18 protein-coding genes are annotated in these 19,260 nt (G+C 56.3%); 10 read left to right on the top strand and 8 right to left on the bottom strand.

Going from position 1 to position 19,260, the window contains the following annotated elements; genetic code table 11:
- The 3 genes from phnA to ald all read left to right on the top strand — a co-directional run.
- Nucleotides 1-884, top strand: an 884-nt coding sequence (gene phnA, locus BM029_RS21320; RefSeq protein WP_092439480.1) for a phosphonoacetate hydrolase, incomplete at its 5' end; no start/stop codon positions are given.
- A 33-nt stretch (nucleotides 885-917) separates the two neighbouring features.
- Nucleotides 918-2,381 carry a phosphonoacetaldehyde dehydrogenase gene (gene phnY, locus BM029_RS21315; RefSeq protein ID WP_092439478.1) on the top strand — a complete coding sequence of 488 codons (1,464 nt, stop codon included), beginning with the start codon at nucleotides 918-920 and terminating at the stop codon, nucleotides 2,379-2,381.
- Nucleotides 2,382-2,918: 537 nt separating this feature from the next.
- On the top strand, nucleotides 2,919-4,034 hold the full coding sequence (gene ald / locus BM029_RS21310) for an alanine dehydrogenase (RefSeq protein ID WP_092439476.1): 1,116 nt from the start codon (nucleotides 2,919-2,921) through the stop codon (nucleotides 4,032-4,034).
- Nucleotides 4,035-4,188: 154 nt separating this feature from the next.
- Here ald and BM029_RS21305 read toward each other — a convergent pair whose 3' ends face one another.
- Nucleotides 4,189-5,238 carry an HTH-type transcriptional regulator GntR gene (locus tag BM029_RS21305; RefSeq protein WP_092439474.1) on the bottom strand — a complete coding sequence of 350 codons (1,050 nt, stop codon included), beginning with the start codon at nucleotides 5,236-5,238 and terminating at the stop codon, nucleotides 4,189-4,191.
- A 321-nt stretch (nucleotides 5,239-5,559) separates the two neighbouring features.
- On the opposite strand from BM029_RS21305, the gene BM029_RS21300 reads away from it, so the two are divergent.
- The 7 genes from BM029_RS21300 to BM029_RS21270 all read left to right on the top strand — a co-directional run bounded on the left by BM029_RS21300 (nucleotide 5,560) and on the right by BM029_RS21270 (nucleotide 11,996).
- Entirely contained in the window at nucleotides 5,560-6,912 is a 1,353-nt protein-coding gene (locus BM029_RS21300) for a GntP family permease (protein WP_092417160.1), read from the top strand.
- A gap of 56 nt (nucleotides 6,913-6,968) precedes the next feature.
- Complete coding sequence (gene gntK / locus BM029_RS21295; protein ID WP_092439472.1) at nucleotides 6,969-8,528, top strand: gluconokinase; 1,560 nt, start codon at nucleotides 6,969-6,971, stop codon at nucleotides 8,526-8,528.
- 53 nt (nucleotides 8,529-8,581) lie between these two features.
- Nucleotides 8,582-9,367 (top strand): SDR family NAD(P)-dependent oxidoreductase, encoded by a 786-nt coding sequence (locus BM029_RS21290; RefSeq protein ID WP_092439470.1) that lies wholly within the window; start codon nucleotides 8,582-8,584, stop codon nucleotides 9,365-9,367.
- 13 nt (nucleotides 9,368-9,380) lie between these two features.
- On the top strand, nucleotides 9,381-10,418 hold the full coding sequence (locus BM029_RS21285) for an L-idonate 5-dehydrogenase (RefSeq protein ID WP_092439468.1): 1,038 nt from the start codon (nucleotides 9,381-9,383) through the stop codon (nucleotides 10,416-10,418).
- A 1-nt stretch (nucleotide 10,419) separates the two neighbouring features.
- Nucleotides 10,420-11,043 (top strand): DUF1294 domain-containing protein, encoded by a 624-nt coding sequence (locus tag BM029_RS21280; protein ID WP_092439466.1) that lies wholly within the window; start codon nucleotides 10,420-10,422, stop codon nucleotides 11,041-11,043.
- An 82-nt stretch (nucleotides 11,044-11,125) separates the two neighbouring features.
- Nucleotides 11,126-11,551 (top strand): hypothetical protein, encoded by a 426-nt coding sequence (locus BM029_RS21275; RefSeq protein WP_092439464.1) that lies wholly within the window; start codon nucleotides 11,126-11,128, stop codon nucleotides 11,549-11,551.
- 178 nt (nucleotides 11,552-11,729) lie between these two features.
- The gene (locus BM029_RS21270; RefSeq protein ID WP_092417139.1) at nucleotides 11,730-11,996 is read left to right on the top strand and encodes a DUF1488 family protein; all 267 of its coding nucleotides are present in this window, start codon (nucleotides 11,730-11,732) and stop codon (nucleotides 11,994-11,996) included.
- A gap of 647 nt (nucleotides 11,997-12,643) precedes the next feature.
- Here BM029_RS21270 and BM029_RS21265 read toward each other — a convergent pair.
- From BM029_RS21265 to msrA, 7 genes are all read right to left on the bottom strand, one after another.
- A complete protein-coding gene (locus tag BM029_RS21265) occupies nucleotides 12,644-12,847 on the bottom strand; it encodes a cold-shock protein (RefSeq protein WP_092357437.1) in 204 nt (67 codons plus the stop codon).
- Nucleotides 12,848-13,108: 261 nt separating this feature from the next.
- Nucleotides 13,109-14,485 carry an alpha,alpha-trehalose-phosphate synthase (UDP-forming) gene (gene otsA / locus BM029_RS21260; RefSeq protein ID WP_092439462.1) on the bottom strand — a complete coding sequence of 459 codons (1,377 nt, stop codon included), beginning with the start codon at nucleotides 14,483-14,485 and terminating at the stop codon, nucleotides 13,109-13,111.
- A 70-nt stretch (nucleotides 14,486-14,555) separates the two neighbouring features.
- Nucleotides 14,556-16,400, bottom strand: coding sequence for a glycoside hydrolase family 15 protein (locus BM029_RS21255; protein ID WP_092439460.1), 1,845 nt, complete (start codon nucleotides 16,398-16,400; stop codon nucleotides 14,556-14,558).
- Nucleotides 16,401-16,419: 19 nt separating this feature from the next.
- Nucleotides 16,420-17,160: a trehalose-phosphatase gene (gene otsB / locus BM029_RS21250; protein WP_092439458.1), complete on the bottom strand. Its 741-nt coding sequence runs from the start codon at nucleotides 17,158-17,160 to the stop codon at nucleotides 16,420-16,422.
- Nucleotides 17,161-17,297: 137 nt separating this feature from the next.
- The gene (locus BM029_RS21245) at nucleotides 17,298-17,627 is read right to left on the bottom strand and encodes a hypothetical protein (protein ID WP_092439456.1); all 330 of its coding nucleotides are present in this window, start codon (nucleotides 17,625-17,627) and stop codon (nucleotides 17,298-17,300) included.
- Between the two features lie 122 nt (nucleotides 17,628-17,749).
- The gene (gene pssA / locus BM029_RS21240; RefSeq protein ID WP_092417144.1) at nucleotides 17,750-18,367 is read right to left on the bottom strand and encodes a CDP-diacylglycerol--serine O-phosphatidyltransferase; all 618 of its coding nucleotides are present in this window, start codon (nucleotides 18,365-18,367) and stop codon (nucleotides 17,750-17,752) included.
- A gap of 104 nt (nucleotides 18,368-18,471) precedes the next feature.
- Nucleotides 18,472-19,224 (bottom strand): peptide-methionine (S)-S-oxide reductase MsrA, encoded by a 753-nt coding sequence (gene msrA, locus BM029_RS21235; protein WP_371329152.1) that lies wholly within the window; start codon nucleotides 19,222-19,224, stop codon nucleotides 18,472-18,474.
- Between the last annotated feature and the right edge of the window lie 36 nt (nucleotides 19,225-19,260).

Below are 19,260 nucleotides of genomic sequence, written 5' to 3'. Positions count from 1 at the left end.
CCGGAGCCAAGGTCGCCGTGATCACTGCCAAAGACAAATTGCGCGGTTTGCTCGGTCATAAAATGCGCGGGGGTATTTGCTTCTCGGCGGAGAAGGCCGATCAGGCCACGCTGGAGCAGAACGGCGTCGGGAATTTGCTGGAACTGGTCGGCATGCCATTGCCGTCGGTGTATAGCGCCGAATTGTCGGAGTTCGTGTTTGCCGCCGGGGTCAAGCTGCTGGAAACACAGCGTCCGGACATCATGTATCTGTCGACGACCGACTACATCCAGCATAAGTTCGCGCCCGGCACACCAGGCGCGAATGCCTTCTACGCAATGATGGATCACTATCTGACCCAGCTCGATGCATTGGGCGCGGTAATCGGCCTGACTGCCGATCATGGCATGAACGCCAAGACCGACAGTGCCGGCACACCCAACGTGATTTATCTGCAGGACGTGCTGGACGCCAAGGTCGGCAACGGTAAAACCCGTGTCATTTTGCCGATTACCGATCCCTATGTCGTGCACCACGGCGCATTGGGTTCTTACGCCACCGTGTATCTGAATGAGGGTGCGGATCTGGCCAGCGTTTCCCGCCAGATCAGCGCGATTCCCGGCGTCGAAGTGGTGCTGACGCGCGCGGAGGCTGCTGCCCGCTTTGAGTTGCCTGAGGATCGTATCGGCGACCTGGTCATTGTCAGCGAACGCCTGACGGTGATCGGCACTTCCGCCAGCCGCCACGATCTGTCCGAATTGAAATTGCCGTTGCGCTCGCACGGCGGTATTTCTGAACAAAAGGTGCCGCTGATGTTCAACCTCAAATTGAGCGCCATCCCATCTGATCATCGGTTGCGCAATTTTGATGTATTTTTCCTGGCGATGAATGCCGCGCAACAGTAATACAAATACATAATTAATGAATCTGGAGATGACATGTCCATACTAAACGAATTGCACAAAATCAAAGATGGTGAACCGCTGCGCGAGAAGATGCGGATTGCCGGCAAACTGGTCGGTAATGACCGTTTGATCGAAGTGCTCAACCCCTACAATGGCAAGCTGGTCGGGACCATCCCGAAGGCGACTGTCGGCGATATCCGCGACGCCTTTCGTATCGCGCGCCAGTTCAAGTCGAAGTTAACGCGTTTCGAGCGCTCCAAGATCATGCTGCGGGCGGCGGAAATATTACGCGCCAATACCGATGCCGTTTCCGATCTGATCACCGCCGAAGCCGGGCTGTGCAAGAAAGACAGCCTGTATGAAGTCGGCCGTGCCTGTGACGTCTTCGTGTTTGCCGCTAACCAGGCGCTGGTCGATGACGGTCAGGTCTTCTCCTGCGACCTGACACCGCATGGCAAGCAGCGCAAGGTCTACACCATGAAGGAGCCGCTGCTGGGCGCCATCTCGGCCATTACGCCGTTCAATCACCCGTTGAATCAAGTCGCACACAAAGTGGCGCCATCGATTGCGACGAATAACCGGATGGTGTTGAAGCCGACCGAGAAAACGCCGTTTTCTGCCTTGTTGCTGGCCGATATCCTGTACGAAGCCGGTTTGCCGCCGGAGATGTTTTCGGTAGTCACTGGCGACCCGAAAGAAATCGCCGATGAAATGCTGACCAATGCCGACGTCGATCTGGTGACCTTTACCGGTGGCGTGCCGATCGGCAAATACATCGCCGGCAAGGCAGTGTACAAGCGTCAGGTGCTGGAATTGGGCGGCAACGATCCGATCATCGTGATGGAAGATGCCGATATTGAAGAGGCAGCGACGTTGGCGGTGTCCGGTTCATACAAGAATTCCGGCCAGCGCTGTACAGCGATCAAACGCATGATCGTGCATCAGGCGGTGGCCGATGAGTTTGTCGAGCTGCTGGTGAAGAAAACCAAGGCCATCAAATACGGCGATCCGATGGATCCAAACAACGATATGGGCACCGTGATCGACGAACGTGCAGCGATCGAGTTTGAAGCCAAGGTCAAGGATGCCGAACGTCACGGCGCCAAACTGTTATATGGCAATATCCGCAACGGCGCGGTGTACTCGCCGACCGTGCTGGACCATGTTCCCGCCGACTGCAAGCTGGTTGCTGAAGAAACGTTCGGTCCGGTATCGCCGGTGATTCGTTGTACCGATATTGCCGACGCCATCCGCATCTCCAACTCGACGCCATACGGCTTGTCGTCATCGGTCTGCACCAACCGCATGGACTACATCACCCGTTTCGTCCGCGAACTGGAAGTGGGCAGCGTCAATGTCCGGGAGGTGCCAGGCTATCGTCTGGAGCTGACACCGTTTGGCGGCATCAAGGACTCCGGTCTGGGCTACAAGGAAGGCGTGCTGGAAGCGATGAAAAGCTTCTCAAATACCAAGACGTACTCGCTGCCCTGGAACTGACCCGATGTCGTCTATTCCGGGAATAGACGACTCGTAACGGTGGATGTGGCGGCCTGCGCGAAACGCACGCCGCCTTTTTTTTGATTCGATGCAGCACGCAGGTTAACCTGGTCGGCGGTTGTCTGACCGTATGTGCGCTCCTGGTTCGAATTTGTCGTGGAGAACCCCGTGTGTAAGCGAAGTAATAACCCCAGTGCCGAGATCGGTAGTCGAGTCGTCTTTGATAGTGATCGCGGACCGCAGAGCGGCGTGTTAGTGAATATAGTTCGCGATGTCGGAAATGCCCAACCGTTCGCAATCGTCGCCGTTGACAATCCGCCTCCCGGCATCCTGGCGTCAGTGCCTGTTACCGATCTTCAACCAGTTTGATATCAAAAATTTAGCAGCCAGAATATAAGTATTTCCGGATATCCGCATTCGTTTGATGAAGCAGGGCGTTTGATTTTTGGGGCGGGGTCCCACCTCGCCATTTAAATCCGTTGGCATTCATGACAGGTGGGGCCTGTCTTATATAAATCGAAAAAATGGAGACTTATCATGTTAATAGGCGTTCCGAAGGAAATTAAGAATCATGAGTACCGGGTAGGCTTGACACCGGCTTCAGTGCGCGAACTGACTTTGCGCGGTCACCAGGTGATAGTACAAACAAACGCCGGTGCCGACATCGGTTTATCCGATGCACAGTACACGGCGGCCGGCGCCACCTTGATCGACACAGCCAAGGAAATTTTCGCGCGCGCCGATATGATCGTCAAGGTCAAGGAGCCGCAACCCAGCGAGTGCGCAATGCTGCGCAAAGGGCAGATTCTCTATACCTATCTGCACTTGGCGCCCGATCCGGAGCAGACTGCCGCGCTGATCGCATCAGGCGCAATCTGCATAGCCTATGAAACCATTACCGGCGCAGGTGGTGGCCTACCTTTGCTCGCGCCGATGAGTGAGGTGGCCGGCCGCATGTCGATCCAGGCCGGCGCGGCTCATATGGAAAAATCAAAAGGTGGCATGGGACTGCTGTTAGGTGGCGTCCCGGGAGTCGCTGCGGCGCATGTCGTCGTTATCGGCGCCGGTGTTGTAGGCACCAACGCCTTGCAGATGGCGGCAGGCGCGGGTGCCCGCGTAACTGTATTGGACAAGAATATCGATCGCTTGCGTCAACTCGACCTGGTCTATGGAAACCGGATTACAACGCTCTATTCGAATGCGCAATCGATTGAAGAGGCAGTCTTGAGCGCGGACCTGGTCATTGGCGGTGTCCTGGTGCCGGGAGCTGCGGCACCGAAACTGGTTACACGCAGCATGATCTCGCGCATGAAGCAGGGTGCCGTGGTGGTTGACGTCGCGATCGACCAAGGCGGCTGTTTTGAAACATCGCACGCGACGACTCACGCAGAACCGACGTTTGTGGTCGACGGCGTCGTCCACTACTGCGTCGCGAACATGCCCGGTGCGGTTGCCCGTACGTCCACGTTTGCACTGAACAATGCCACCATCGGCCATGCGATCGCCTTGGCCGAAAAGGGCTGGCAACGGGCTTTGCGCGACGATGCACATTTGAGGAACGGCCTGAACGTTTGTCTTGGCAAGCTTACCTATGAGGCGGTCGCGAAAGCACTCGGCTACGAGTACGTCGCACCTGTTTCCTTGCTGGGATAAGCATCAGCCAGATTGGTGAAAAAGTGAGCAGTATCTTCTTGAGAAGTTACTGCTCATTTCTCTGCCAATCGCTTAAAAAAAACTTTGCTGTCAAACACGCCAGGTCGGATTTGGCTTGCGGGTGCTGTGGTAGCGCTCACAGCATCAAACTGCGTCAGGTACTTTCACGCACAGCCAGCTGGAAGCCGAGATCGAGGCGGCCTTTTTCTATGGTCTCGCCTTTAAGCTGCCGTATCAGCAGCTCCGCCGCCTTGTAGCCGATATCGTAGCGCGGCGTGATGATCGTGGTGATCGACGGTGTCGCGCAGGCGGCCCAGGACAAATCGTTGAAGCCGGCGATTGCCATCTGCTGCGGCACCTTGATACCGCGCCGCTGGCATTCGAACAGCGCGCCCAGCGCCAGATCGTCGTTGCAGCAAAAGACGGCATCGCAATCCGGATTCAATTCGAGGATCCTGCTCAGTAGCCGCGCACCCATGTCGACGGTGGTCGGGGTCGACAGCAACGCTTCCACATCCGGATCCAGTCCCGCTTCCATCAAGCCTTTGCGGAATCCCTCGCGGCGCTTCATCATGCGCGGATCGAGCTGCGCCGCCAGGAACGCCGGGCGGCGATAACCACGTTCGATCAAATGCCGGGCCACTGCATAGCCGGCCTTGGTCTGCGAAAAGCCGACCGTCATCTCGCTGTTGCTCTTGCCGAGATCGAACATGCGCACTGCAGGGATATTGCTGGAGGCCAGTTGTTGCCGCAGGATTTCGTGCTGGCCCACGCTGGATAGCAGGAAGCCATCCGGGGCGTGCGCCATGTAGGTAGAAATCAACTGGGCTTCCTTGGCCTTCGAATACCCGGTCTCGCCGATCAGGAACTGATAGCCGGCTTGCGACAGGTAATCGCGGATACCGCTCAAGGTTTCAATGAATACGGCATTGGTCAGTGACGGCACCAGCACGCCAATCACTTGCGAGCGCGCCGAGGCCAATGTGCTGGCAGCCTGGCTGGGAACGTACCCGAGTTTCTTGATCGCAGCGGCGATCCGGTCGCGCGCTTCCTGTTGCACCAGTTGCGGCGTTTTCAGCGCGCGCGAAACAGTCATTGCGCTGACTTTGGCATGCTGCGCCACGTCGATTATGGTGGCACGGCCTGTGGTGCGGCTGCCTTTGGCTGGTTTGATTGCAGGTTTTGCGACAACGGGCTTGCTCATGGTTGGCTGAATAGTTCAAGTTTGCCGACATCATACTCTTACCCGGCCGCAGGCAGCCGATTGGCCATATTTGCCTGCACGAGCCGCCTGAGAATTCCCCTGGGAACCCACCTGATATTCATAGAAATGATTTGACATATAAATTTTGGTAGCGTTATCATCGCCCCTCGATGTTAACGCTAACATTCATTCGACAATGCTGGCGCTGCATCATATTTTCTTAAAACACTACGCAAGATGGTGAACACGTCGGGTTGTAGCCGGTTGATAAATATCGATGGTGATCATGCTCGCGTGCCTATCAACTTTGGAGACATCTTTATGCTGGGCTTGAGCAACGACGCAACATTACTGTTGAATGCATTTCTCGCGATCCTGGCGCTGATCATCATGATCACGCGCCTGCGCATCCATCCCTTCATCGCACTGATCATCACCTCGGGTTTTCTCGGCCTGATGTCGGGCATGCCTTTGCCCAAGATCGTCAAGTCGTTCCAGGACGGTTTTGGCGGCGTGCTGGGTTTTGTCGGCATCGTGCTCGGCCTAGGCACCATGCTCGGCAAGATGATGGCGGAGTCGGGTGGCGCCGACCAGATCGCGCAAACGCTGGTGCGCGCCTTCGGCAAGGAGCGGGTGCACTGGGCGATGATGATCGGCGCCTTCCTGGTCGGTATTCCGCTGTTCTTCGAAATCGGCTTCGTGCTGCTGATCCCGCTGGTGTTTATCGTCTCCCGACGTTCCGGCGTACCGTTGTTCAAAATCGGCATGCCGATGTTGGCCAGCCTGTCGGTGATGCACGGCCTGGTGCCGCCGCATCCGGGGCCGCTGCTGGCTATCGGCATATTCGGTGCGGATATCGGCAAGACCATTCTCTATGGCCTGATTGTGGGCCTGCCGACGGTGATCATCGCCGGCCCGATGTTCGGCGCTTTCATCTCCAGGCATGTAGACGTAAAACCATCTGACGAGTTGATGGGGCAACTGGCGCGCGAACCCGAAACGAAAAACTTGCCGGGCTTCGGCATCACCCTGGTTACAGTGTTGTTGCCTGTGTTCCTGATGCTGCTGAAAACCTTCGTCGATATTGCGCTGCCAGAAGGAAACAGCCTGCGCGACTTGATGGAATTTATCGGCAATCCTATCGTGGCATTGCTGGCGGCATTGCTGCTGTCGATGTACACCTTTGGACTGGCGCGCGGCTTCACTCGCCAGCAGGTCTTGAAATTCGTCGATCAGAGCCTGGCGCCGACCGCGGCGATTGTGCTGATCATCGGCGCCGGCGGCGGCTTCAAGCAGATGCTGGTCAATAGTGGCGTCGGTACCGCCATCGGTGAACTGGCGGTGCATGCGCAGATTTCGCCCTTGCTGCTGGCCTGGTTCGTAGCCGGCGTGATCCGGGTGGCAACCGGGTCGGCGACGGTGGCGACGATTACCGGCGCCGGCATCGTAGCGCCGTTGGTGGCTTTGATTCCCGGTACCAACCGTGAGTTGCTGGTGTTGGCGACCGGCGCCGGATCGCTGATCCTGTCGCACGTCAACGATGCCGGTTTCTGGCTGGTCAAGGAGTACTTCAACATGAGCGTCGGTGAGACCTTCAAGACCTGGACCGCGATGGAAACAATCATTTCGGTAGTCGCCATTATTTTTATCATGCTACTTAATCTGGTCGTCTGAGGAACGGCTTCCGTTCGGGAGCCGTTTCTGCGAGACGACGATATACGAATCAACCTATGTCAAATTTCATGCTCGGCGTCGATATCGGCACCACCAGTACCAAAACGGTCGTATTCACCCTGGAAGGGCGGGTGGTTGCCCAGCACGCGGTTGAATATCCATTGTTGTGTTCGGCACCTGGCATGGCGGAACAAGATCCGCAGCAAATTTACCAGGCGGTACTGACTTCGATTGCCGAGGCGATCAAGGCAGCCCGGGCGACACAGACGGGAAATCACCGCGTCGCTCTGGTGTCCTTCAGCGCCGCAATGCATAGCGTGATAGCACTCGACAGCGACAACCGTTTGCTGACCAACAGCATCACCTGGGCCGACAATCGTGCCAGCGAGTGGTCCAAACGTATTCGTGACGAATTCGACGGCATTCAAATTTACCGGCGCACCGGCACGCCGATCCACCCGATGTCGCCGTTGTGCAAGCTGATGTGGCTGCGTCACGATCAGCCGGACGTATTTGCCCGTGCCGCGCGTTTTGTCGGCGTCAAGGAGTATGTTTTTTTCCGTTTGTTCGGGAAATGGCTGGTTGATTATTCGATTGCTTCGGCCACCGGTTTGTTCAACCTCCAGGAATTAAACTGGGATAAAGACGCGCTGGCTTTGCTGGGTATCCGTGCCGCGCAATTGTCTGAGCCGGTCCCGACCACGCACCACGTCACAGGAATGGATGCGGATATTGCCGCCCGACTGGGATTGCCTGCCGATACGCCATTTATCGTAGGCGCCAACGACGGCGTATTGTCCAATCTTGGCGTTAACGCGATTCATCCGGGGCAGGTCGCTGTCACCATCGGCACCTCGGGCGCGATGCGCACTGTGATCGATAAACCGCTCACCGATCCGTCCGGCCGCACTTTCTGTTATGCGCTGACTGAGCGGCACTGGGTGGTCGGCGGGCCGGTCAACAACGGCGGCAATATCTTTCGCTGGGTGCGCGATGAGTTGGCTACGGCCGAAGCATCTGCAGCACGCAGCGCCGAGGTCGATCCCTATGACGCGCTGACCCGTATCGCCGAACTGGTTCCGCCCGGTGCGGCCGGTTTGCTGTTCCATCCGTTCATGGCGGGCGAACGCGCACCGCTGTGGAATGCCGATTTGCGCGGTTCGTTCTTCGGACTGGCGCTGCATCATGGCAAGCAGCATATGATCCGCGCCGCGCTGGAAGGCGTGATTTTCAATCTGTACAGTATATTGCCGGCGCTGGAAGACTTGATCGGGCCGACCAAAACGATGATGGCCACCGGCGGCTTCGCTCGTTCCGCTCTATGGCGCCAGATGATGGCCGATATTTTCAACCGCGAAGTGGTGGTGCCGGAAAGCGTTGAATCGTCTTGCCTTGGCGCTGCGGTGCTGGGTTTGTACGCGTTGGGCATGGTGCCGTCGCTGGATGTGATTTCCGATATGGTGGGGTCGACCAATCGTCACGTACCGGTTCCCGCCAACGTCGCCGTCTATGACCGTTTGCGTCCAATCTTCATGTCGATTCCCGGCAAGTTGCAGCAGGAATATCAGGCGCTGTCCGAGTTTCAACGCCAATGCACAGAGGTGCAAACATCGTAATAACGTAGGGTCAGAATAAGCACGACATCCACGACATCCATCAAGGAGACAAAATGACAGCAACATTACCCGCAGGTTTGCAAAGTTTTTCATTATCCGGCAGGCTAGCGCTGATCACCGGTTCCAGCAGCGGCATCGGCCTTGCACTGGCGCGCGGGCTGGTTGCAGCCGGCGCCTCCATCGTGCTCAATGGCCGCGATGCGGACAAGCTGGCGCGCGTGGCGGCGCAGTTGCGTGCTGAAGGCTACACAATTCATGAAGCCTGCTTCGATGTCACAACGTCGGTTTCGGTAGAGGCTGCGGTGGCAAAAATAGAAGCCGAAATCGGCGCCATCGATATCCTGTTCAATAATGCCGGAATCCAGCGCCGCGCACCGCTGGAAGAGTTTAAGGAAAGCGACTGGCACGAACTGATCCAGACCAATCTCAACAGCGTATTCTTTGTCGCCAAGGCTGTCGCGCAACGCATGATTCCACGCGGCCGCGGCAAGATCGTCAATATCTGTTCGGTGCAAAGCGAACTGGGACGTCCCAACATCGCTCCTTACACAGCCACCAAAGGCGCCGTGAAAATGTTCACCAAAGGGATGGCGATCGACTGGGGCAAATACGGCTTGCAAGTCAACGGCCTGGGGCCGGGCTATTTCAAGACTGAAATGAACGCGGCATTGGTCGCCGACCAGAAATTTACCGAATGGCTGGTCGGACGCACGCCGTCACGCTGCTGGGGCGATGTGGAAGATCTGGTTGGCGCCGCGGTGTTCTTGTCCAGCGATGCATCGAAGTTCGTCAACGGTCATATCCTGTACGTCGATGGCGGCGTCACGGCTACTTTATAAGAAGGGCAATAACATGCAACAAGGAATTGTGATTCATGCGCCGCACGACTTACGCGTACAGGAACTGGAAACCGGAGAACTGCAGCCTGGTCAGTTGAAAGTCAAGATCACGGCTGGCGGGATTTGTGGCTCCGATCTGCACTATTATCGCCACGGCGGTTTCGGTACGGTGCGGATCAAGGAACCGATGGTACTGGGGCATGAAGTGTCGGGCGTGGTCGCCGAGACGGGTTCGGCGGTCGATGACATTACGCCGGGTACGCGTATTTCCGTCAGTCCCAGCCTCCCGTGCGGCGTTTGCAAATACTGCCAGGAAGGCAAGCAGAACCATTGTCTCGACATGCGTTTTTACGGTAGCGCGATGCGCACGCCGCACGTGCAGGGCGCCTTCCGCCAAGAGATTGTGATCGAGCGTTCACAAGCGCATGTCGTCACCGACAATGTAAGTGACGGCGAAGCCGCGATGGCCGAGCCGTTAGCGGTAGCTCTGCATGCGGTACGCCGTGCCGGTTCACTGCTCGGCAAACGCGTACTGGTCACCGGTTGCGGCCCGATTGGCGCCTTGACCGTGATTGCCGCGCGCCGCGCCGGCGCTTTGCAGATTGTTGTGACCGATGTCGCCAAGATGCCTTTGGAAGCCGCACTCAAGGTCGGCGCCGATCAAGCCATCGATGTCGGACAACAACCGGATGCGCTGGCAGCCTTCACCAAAGACAAAGGCAGTTTCGACGTATTGTTCGAGGTCAGCGGCAACGAGCAAGCTTTGCGCGGCGCGCTTGACGCCTTGCGTCCAGGCGCGGTCATCGTGCAGGTCGGCCTCGGCGGCGATATCAATTTTCCCGCCAACCTGCTGGTCGGTAAGGAATTAGAATGGCGCGGCGCTTTCCGCTTCCACGAAGAATTCGCGCTTGCGGTTGAATTAATGAATCAGGGTCTGGTCGACGTGAAACCACTGATTTCAGCCACTTATCCATTTGAGCAATCAGTGGAAGCTTTCGAAATTGCCGGTGACCGTTCCAAGATGATGAAAGTTCAGCTAAGCTTCAGCTGATATGCGCTATCAAGGAAAAATCGCAAACTGGAAAGACGATCAAGGTTTCGGTTTCGTCACGCCGAACGGTCGCGACGAAAAAGCCTTTGTCCATATAAAGGCTTTTGCCGGCCGCTCGCGCAGGCCAGTTGACGGTGATCTCATTACCTACGAATTGATCATGGATGAAAAGGGACGTCTTCGGGCCGACAATATCCGATTCTCCGGTACGAAAGCGGTGTCGGCGGCTTCCTCTGAACCCGGTTCCGCTTCGTTTGGGCTTGTCTTTACCGCCGTGTTTTATTGTTTCCTGCTGCTGGCCGCTTTAATGGCGTGGATCCCATTTGCAATACTTGTCCTTTACCATGCCGCAAGCGCGATTGCCTTTCTCGCATATGTCTTCGATAAAGATGCAGCAAAGAACAATCGGTGGAGAACCAAAGAGAGCACATTACACATGCTGGGGCTGATTGGCGGCTGGCCGGGTGCTTTGCTCGCTCAGAAAATCATACGCCACAAATCCCGGAAGAAAGAGTTTCAAGCGGTATTCTGGGCTACCGTCATTCTCAATTGCTGTGCGCTCGGCTGGTTATTTACAAAGACCGGTTCTGTTTTTTTGCGATCTGCCATTGCCCTATGGGCGTAAGGGGAACTACGCGCAAAGCTCGGTAGCGCACATACGGCAGCTGCTGATTTCGGTAACTTCAAATTTTAGTTTGGAGATTATCATGCCAAATGACCAAAACTCTTCCAGTTCAGCAGTTACGCATTTCAATCCCGGGACGGCTCGGCAGTTGTTGCTGGCGCTGTGCATATCGAGTGTCTCGTGGGTAGCCATGGCCGCCACTGGTCCGCAGGACGCGAATGCACGATATCAGGCAGAACGGGCGGCGTGCATGAGCGGGCAGTCGAACCAGTCTCGCGCGACTTGCCTGAGAGAGGCCGGGGCTGCTCTGCAAGAGGCGAGAAGAGGGCGCCTCCAGGACGATCCGACCGCAGATAGTCAAAATGCCTTGTTAAGATGTAATGCCTTGCCTCCGGATGACAAGGATGCGTGTCAGCGTCGGATAAATGGCGAAGGTACGACTAGCGGTAGCGTCCTTGAGGGTGGCGTATTGCGTGAACTTACTGTGACTGTGCCGGATCGAAAATAGTCGGTATTCGTGCATCCGGATTTGAACTTGCTAAACGGGCGCGCTGTCTTACGTTCTCAGCCCCATCGCGAGCACGTTAGCGCCTGTGACATTGGCGTTGAGACAAGTGCGATAGTTCTTGTGTCCAGTGCGGAGGTGGGAATTGCAGTTTTGCCACCTATTCTCAGGAGAGAAGAAAATGCGAATTTCCTTTCTCGGCGCAATAACTCACGATCCAAAGTCAGATAGCGTCATCATTCCAGTTGTCATTGATAATAAGCTGACAAAATGCAATGTCACAAAAGAATGTCTGGATAATAAATTCTATGCGGGGCCGCAACCGGAAGACCGGCTTGCCACCTATCGCGGACACAAGATCGAGATCCAGATAGCGCTTGCCCACAAACTAAGGGCAACCGGGCGCCGCAGCGGTGTGACGTTGCTGGCCACCGATTTTAACGACTAGTTTTTTTTCAGGAGCCGGGACCGGCTCTCATAATTTCCAGTAATATTGAAAACAGCTGACCTCGATGAACGAGGCCGGCTGTTTTTTATTGCGTTCGTGATAATTCCACGCCACATAATCTGAGTCATATGAAATTACCAATCGCCATAATCATAGGATGCGCCATCATCGCGTTAGCAGTATTTCTGGGCCTCACTTACGACAAGCGTACGTGGATGGAATCTTGCGTGAGCGGGAATGAACTCTTCCAGAAAGACCAGGCGGCGCAAACTTGCGAACTGCAATATGTCAAATCCAGAAAGTAAGATCAAGACTGCAGAATGTGGAGAGGTAGTATCTAAGAAAGTGGTGCCTGAGGAGGTGGTACGCGGGGAGGTATCCGGGGGAGCCTTAACGTGGCGGGTGCGCAGTACAAATTCGTAGGTATTTACAGGTAAACGTCGCGGCAATGGGAGTATGTCGCGGCCCTCAGTCTTGCTTGCCGTGTGCCATGCCTGGAGCCATCCGTTTGATCCGCTTTTGAACGGAATCAGCGAGAGGCGTCCAGTCTTGTCCTGGCGAATCTTGCGGCACCAGGCTTTTTATTCGTCAGCTACAGAAAAGCTTCCGAGGTTTCCTATTCGCAATCCTTAAACCGTCACCGATTTTCAAGGATTTTGAATGTTGGATGCCTGTTTGCCTTTTGGTCCGTCTGTAACATCGAATTTCACTTTCTGGCCTTCTTTGAGCGTCTTGAAGCCATCCATCTGGATTGCAGAGAAGTGAGCGAACAAGTCTTCACCACCATCGTCCGGTGTAATGAAACCGAAGCCTTTGGAGTCGTTGAACCACTTAACAGTACCTGTTGCCATAATAATCTTTCAAATGTGTTAGCTGCGAGCCTAGGTTAGTCATGTCGAGGGATTGCTTCTATACGTTAACTAACATAGTGCCGCGGGTCGTGCGGAAACAAGCTTCGGTGCTGTCGTCGCATTTTTTTGTCCTCAACATCAATGAGTATCCTCCAAAACTTCCGGTTTAGCCAAGAAAGTTGTCGAAATAAATATTGCCGTCCGATTGTTTGATGTCGATTAGGCAAGCACTGCAGCTGTATCGGCGCACTTGCGTGCCTTTCAGCGAACATTTTTCAGCGATTGCAAAAACTTCCCGCACCACCAGTGGACATCGTATTTGCGGACATTGGCCAACAGCGCAGCATGCCGCGTCTGGCGTTCGGCCAGGGGCATTTGCAAGGCGCGCTGGATCGCCTGGGCGGTGCCGGGAATATCGTAGGGATTGACCAGCAGCGCTTCTTTCAATTGCTCTGCCGCGCCGGCAAAACGGGACAGCACCAGCACTCCCGGATCGGCTTCATCCTGTGCTGCGATGAACTCCTTGGCGACCAGGTTCATGCCGTCGCGCAGCGGCGTCACCAGCGCCACGTCGCAAGCCCGGTACAGGCCGGGCAGGCGGCGCCGGGTAACGGCGCGATGGATGTATCGCACCGGCATCCAGTCGAGATCGCCATAGTCGCCGTTGACTGCGCCGCACAGGCTTTCCAGTTCGTGCTGGATGTCGGTATAAGCATCGACATCTTCGCGGCTCGGCGCGGCTATCTGCAGCAAGGTAGCGCTATGCCGGTTTTCCGGATAGGCGTTGAGCAATTCGCCGAATGCCCGGATCCGTTGCGGCAGTCCTTTCGAGTAATCGAGGCGGTCAACGCCGATCAGTAATCGCCGTCGCGAATATTCGCTACAGGTGGTTTCATACGTTTCCTGCGACTCGCGCGCGCGTCCCATCCGGAGAAAGTCGTCAACGTCGATCCCGATCGGAAACGCGCCAGCCTGGACGGTGCTGTTGAACGCACGGAACTGGCCGACGCCGACGGTTTCCGCAGTGGCTTCGGCTTTGACGTAGTTGGAAAAATTCAGCAAATCGGCTTCACTCTGGAAACCCACCAGGTCATAGGCAAACAGGGCGCGCATCAACCATTCATGCGATGGAATCGCTGCCAGGATTTGCTGCGGCGGCAGCGGGATATGCAAGAAAAAGCCGATGCGATTGTCGCAGCCCATTGCGCGCAGTTCCGCCGCCAGCGGGATCAGGTGGTAGTCGTGGATCCAGATCAGGTCGTCTGGTTTCAGCAGCGGCATCAGCTTGCGCGCAAACAGATGGTTGACGCGCCGATAGCCGGCCAGATAGCCGGACTCCAGCTGGGCCAGATCCAGCCGGTAATGGAATATCGGCCACAACACGCCGTTGGCATAGCCACGGTAGTAGGCGTCGTGGTCTTCCTGGCATAAATCGATTTCAGCCAGTGTCACCGGCCCGGCTTGATGCACACGCAGTTCCCCTTCGCCGGGAGTGCCTTCCTTGACCACCGTGCCGCTCCAGCCGAACCAGAGGCCACCGGTTTTTTTCAGGGTTTCGCCCAACGCCACCGCCAGACCTCCTGCTGCCGGCTTGCGTGGATCGGCAAGCCGGTTGGATACTACTACCAGGCGTGACATAGGCAGATTCCTTTCTTGTTCTTGATATGGGCGATGCGAAGCCGGTGCTGCTGATGCTGACTGGGAGTGTTCAGATGGCAGTCTCCCACGCCGCCGACAAACGCATGGCGCAGTTGATGATGCCGACCATGGAATAAGTCTGCGGGAAGTTACCCCACATCTCGCCGGTGACAGGATGGGTATCTTCCGACAGCAATCCAACATGATTGCGGGTGGCCAGCATGGTCTCGAAAATCTCGCGCGCCTGTTCCTTGCGGCCGATGCGCGCCAACGCATCGATGCGCCAGAAGGTACAGATATTGAATGCCGTTTCCGGCCGGCCGAAATCGTCGGGGGCCTCATAGCGACGCATGTAAGGGCCATCGCACAGATATTTTTCCAGTGCGTCGACGGTGGCGATAAAGCGCTCATCGGTTGACGCGACCAGGCCTACTTCCACCATCAGCAGCACGCTGGCGTCGAGATCGCGGCCACCGAAACTTTCGGCATAAGCCTGCCGGTCTTCATTCCAGGCTTCGGTCAGAATCCGGTCGCCTATGGTTGAAGCGCGTTCCTGCCAATAGACGGCGCGTTCCTTGAGTTCGAGTTTGGCGGCGATCTTGGCCAGCCGGTCACAGGCAGCCCAGCTCATCAATGCCGATGAAGTGTGGATGCGCGAACGGGTGCGCAACTCCCACATACCGGCGTCCGGTTGATCATAGAGCGTAAAGGCGCGCTCGCCGCATGCCTCCAGATGCTGGAATTGTTCGACACCGGAACGATGCAGCAGCCGTTCATCATGAAACGATTGCGCTGCACCGAGCACGATGTTGCCGTACACATCATGCTGGAAGTGTTGGTAAGCCTGATTGCCGACGCGGACCGGCGCATGATGCCGATATCCTGGCAAGTGATCGAGGGTTATTTCCGGTAACGAATCTTCCAGGCCGATGCCGTACAAAGGCTGCACATGACCGCCGGCGCTCCTGACAACTACATTGCCCAGCCAACGCAGGTAGTCTTCCATGGTGCCGAGTTCAGACAAGCTGTTGAGCGCCCGCACCACAAAAAATGCATCGCGCAGCCAGCAATAGCGGTAATCCCAATTGCGCGCGCTGCCGGGCGCTTCCGGTACGCTGGTGGTCATGGCGGCGACAATTGCGCCGGTGTCTTCGCACAAGGACAGTTTCAGGGTAATTGCGGCACGAATCACAGCGGATTGCCACTCCAGCGGCGTGGCCAGTGCACGGCTCCAGTTGCGCCAGTATGTCAGGGTTTCCTGTTCGAAGGTTCTTGCGGTGTCGCCGATACCATTGAGCAGGGTTTCATCCGGCCCCAGTATGAAATTGTATGGCCGGCTGATCACGAATGCGGTTTCGGCCAGCAGATAACTGATGGGGGCATCGGTATTCAGGCGCAGGGTCTGTTCCGATCCTACATAGCGCAAGTGATTGCTGCCGCGTGTGATCACCGGTATTTCGCGCCCCCAGTCGAAACGCGGGCGCAATAATACGCGTAGCCGCGGCGCGCCGCTCAATGCTTGCAGGCGGCGCACTACGGTCAAGGGCCGAAAGTAGCGGCCGCGGCTGGGAAAACGCGGGGCGAAGTCGGTGATTTCCACGCCTTGCCCCAGAGTGTCGAACAGGCGGGTATGCAGCACTGCGGTATTCGGTTCATACCATTGCTCGCTATGTGAAAAATTCTCCAGCTGGAAACTCCACTGGCTGCCGTTTTCAGTGGGGTCGAGCAGGGCGTTAAAAACAGGATCGCCGTCAAAGCGAGGCAAGCAACACCAGACCATGCGTCCCAGCTTGTCTATCAAGGCGTTGAGGGAGCAGTTGCCGATGACGGCAAGGTCGAGGGAGGACGTGGATGGGATTGCGCCGCTGTCAATCTCTGCTGCAGCGACCAACGTTTCGGTCGGTGGCTTGGTCATGATTTCTTTCGCGTTTGGTTTATTGCGGTTGCCCAGATACCTGTGCCAGCATGCTGCGTACTGCCGCTGGGTTGGCTATACGTGCATAGGCAAGACTTGGACCCGGGCCTACCTTGATGCCGAGGCCGCCTGCAGATGGTGACTGGACCCAGGCAAAACCGGCTTCATCGGTGATGTCGTCGCCGATAAATACCGGGCGGCGGCCGGCAAACGGCGCCTCGTCCATGAATGCCGCAATGGCCTTGCCTTTGTCGGCATCGGCGGCTTTGGCTTCGACCACCATACTGCCGCGCAAAAGCGCAAAGCCTTGCTCGTGGGCCAAGGCATCGCTCATTGCTTGCACGCAAATTTGTTCCAGATGCGGAGCGCGGCGGTAGTGCAATGCCAGTGCGCCGCGTTTAACCTCCAGCAGCAAGCCGGCATGCTGCGCCGCCAGCGGTTGCAGATAAACCAGCAAACGTTTTATGTCTGGTACCTGCAGTTGCACCACGCGCCCATCGGCACTGCGCCGCTCGGCGCCATGGACACCGGCCACAGGCAAACGCAAGGGCGAGAGGAAATGATCGATCTGTTCCATCGGGCGGCCGCTGATGATGGCCAGCGCGCCGTTTGTTGCTTGTTGCAGTCGTTGCAAAGTTGTCATCAAGTCTGGCGGCAGCATTACGCTTTCCGGCAGCGGAGCGAAATCGACCAGTGTATTGTCAAAATCCAGAAACAACGCATCGGCTGCAAAGTCGTAGTCACGATTTTGTAGAGGCATGTCATGTATGGCGGATTAATGGCAGATTAGTTCCCATGACAAAAATTATCGATGCCAATTTGTCATGGGAATCAAGCTGAAAATCGACTTGAAATCGACTAAAAACCATGCGGCAGCGCGGGTGATTGGTCGCCGGGTCAGCGCATCTGTATCTTCATCGCTTCCGATTCCATCGCGGCATTACGCTCCTCGCTGGCCTCGATGGGGTCGATGATATCTTCGATAGCTGCGGCAGCCCGCTCGGATACCGCTTTGGTCTGGTCCAGGCTCAGGCTGGCACCGAAGTCATCGTCCTCATCATCTTCGCTCGGCGGCTCCAGCATGTCTTTCAGCATGGCGCTCAGCTCTGGCGTGTCCCACGGCTCGCCATGGCGTTTTTTTACCGTGATGTAGTGCCTGACTTCTGCGTCTTGCTCCGGGGTCAACGGCAGTCCTCGGAAACTGCTCTTGGGATCGATATCGGTCATGATGTAGCTCCCCCCATTTACGCTAGCTTTTAGTGTAGACCTAATGCGTCCGCAAGTGGGGCTCTTGGAGAATTTTATGACAGGGGGAGCCGACGCCGCGAAATTGCCCGGGGTCTTATGTCTTATAGTTTCGGGATACGAATCCGGCTCACCATCAAAGCCCCTGAAGCGGCAAACATCAACACCAGCGGGTGAAACTGAAAGCCGCCCACAAATACCACGCCTAGCCACAATTGTTCGCCCAAGGCGCCGTGCCAGGCAGCTGCGGCCAGCACTATGACCAGCAGCAATGAGGTGGGAATCGGCGTTCCCTCAAAATATTTTACTTTGTCGCCGCCTTCGGAAAGTTTTTCAGAGGTGACGTTATAACGCGCCAGGCGCGATACGCCGCAAGCGACAAAAAATACCAGTATGATGCGATCAACCAGCCCTTGCATGCCGCAGCCGTAGGCAATAACTGCGGGGGCGACGCCAAACGAAATGATATCGGCCAGTGAATCCAGCTCGCGTCCCATGGCCGAGCTTTGAGCGCGCCACCGCGCGATGCGGCCATCGAGTACGTCAAACACCAGCGCTGCCGGAATCAAGCTGCATGCAATGAAAATGTGCAGCACTTCGCGCGTCTGCAGATACGTCATCACTGAAAACAAGGCGCCGACGCCGCAAAATGCGTTGCTGAGGGTGAACCAGTCGGCGAGATGAAACTCGCGAATCATCGAAAAAGGCTTAGGTTTGGTCATTAATTGAATCCGGATGCGATAAGAGAAATGGGTGGGCGATCAAGAGTACGGCTCACACCGAATTTATCACATGCGGCACACCAATCTAAAGCCGAAAGTCAGAACTAGCGCGATGCGACCTTGGTAAGCACCGGCTGAGCGCCATACAGGGTCGGGAACAAGCGCTTCAGGTCATCGATCTTGGGCAAGTCGTTGACGACGATGTACGGGTAGCTGGGATTGCGTGTCAGGAAATTCTGGTGATAGGCCTCGGCAGGATAGAAGCCGTGGAAGTTTTCTATACGCGTCGCTAGCGGTTTGCTGAATACTTTGCTTTTATCGATTTGCCCGACGTAGGCTTGAGCGATCTTGCGCTGCATGTCGTTTGCAGGAAAGATTGCCGACCGATATTGCGTGCCGGAATCCGGTCCCTGGCGATTCAGTTGGGTAGGGTCATGGGCTACCGAGAAAAAAATCTGAAGTAGCTTGCCATAAGTGATTTGCGTTGGATCGTAGGTGATTTGCACAGATTCCGCATGTCCGGTATCGCCCTCGCTGACCCGTTCATATTGTGCTGTATCGCGGCTGCCGCCTGCGTAACCGGAGACCACGTCGGTGACTCCGTGCACATGTTGGAACACGCCTTGCACGCCCCAGAAACAGCCGCCTGCGAAGACCGCGGTTGCCGAGTGTTCGGCGCCGGATACCTGTTCGTCGCTGGCCGGCGGGGGAACGATTTTCGCGGCCTCAGACGATAACGCGAGATTTTGTCCAAGCAGCAGCACCAGCCCGAGCCCGCATGCCGTCAGCAATCCCTTGATCCAGGATGTGGCGGAAGTTTGCCTGGCTTTTGTTGGTAAGTTATTCATGATATCCATCATCTTCACTCTTCAGTAAGGTAAGTTTTTGCGGAA

Origin of the sequence: Collimonas sp. OK607 (assembly GCF_900111995.1) — a bacterium.
Lineage (GTDB): Bacteria > Pseudomonadota > Gammaproteobacteria > Burkholderiales > Burkholderiaceae_D > Collimonas.
The sequence above is the reverse complement of the archived record's forward strand: the minus strand, read 5'-3'. Positions and strand labels throughout refer to the sequence as shown.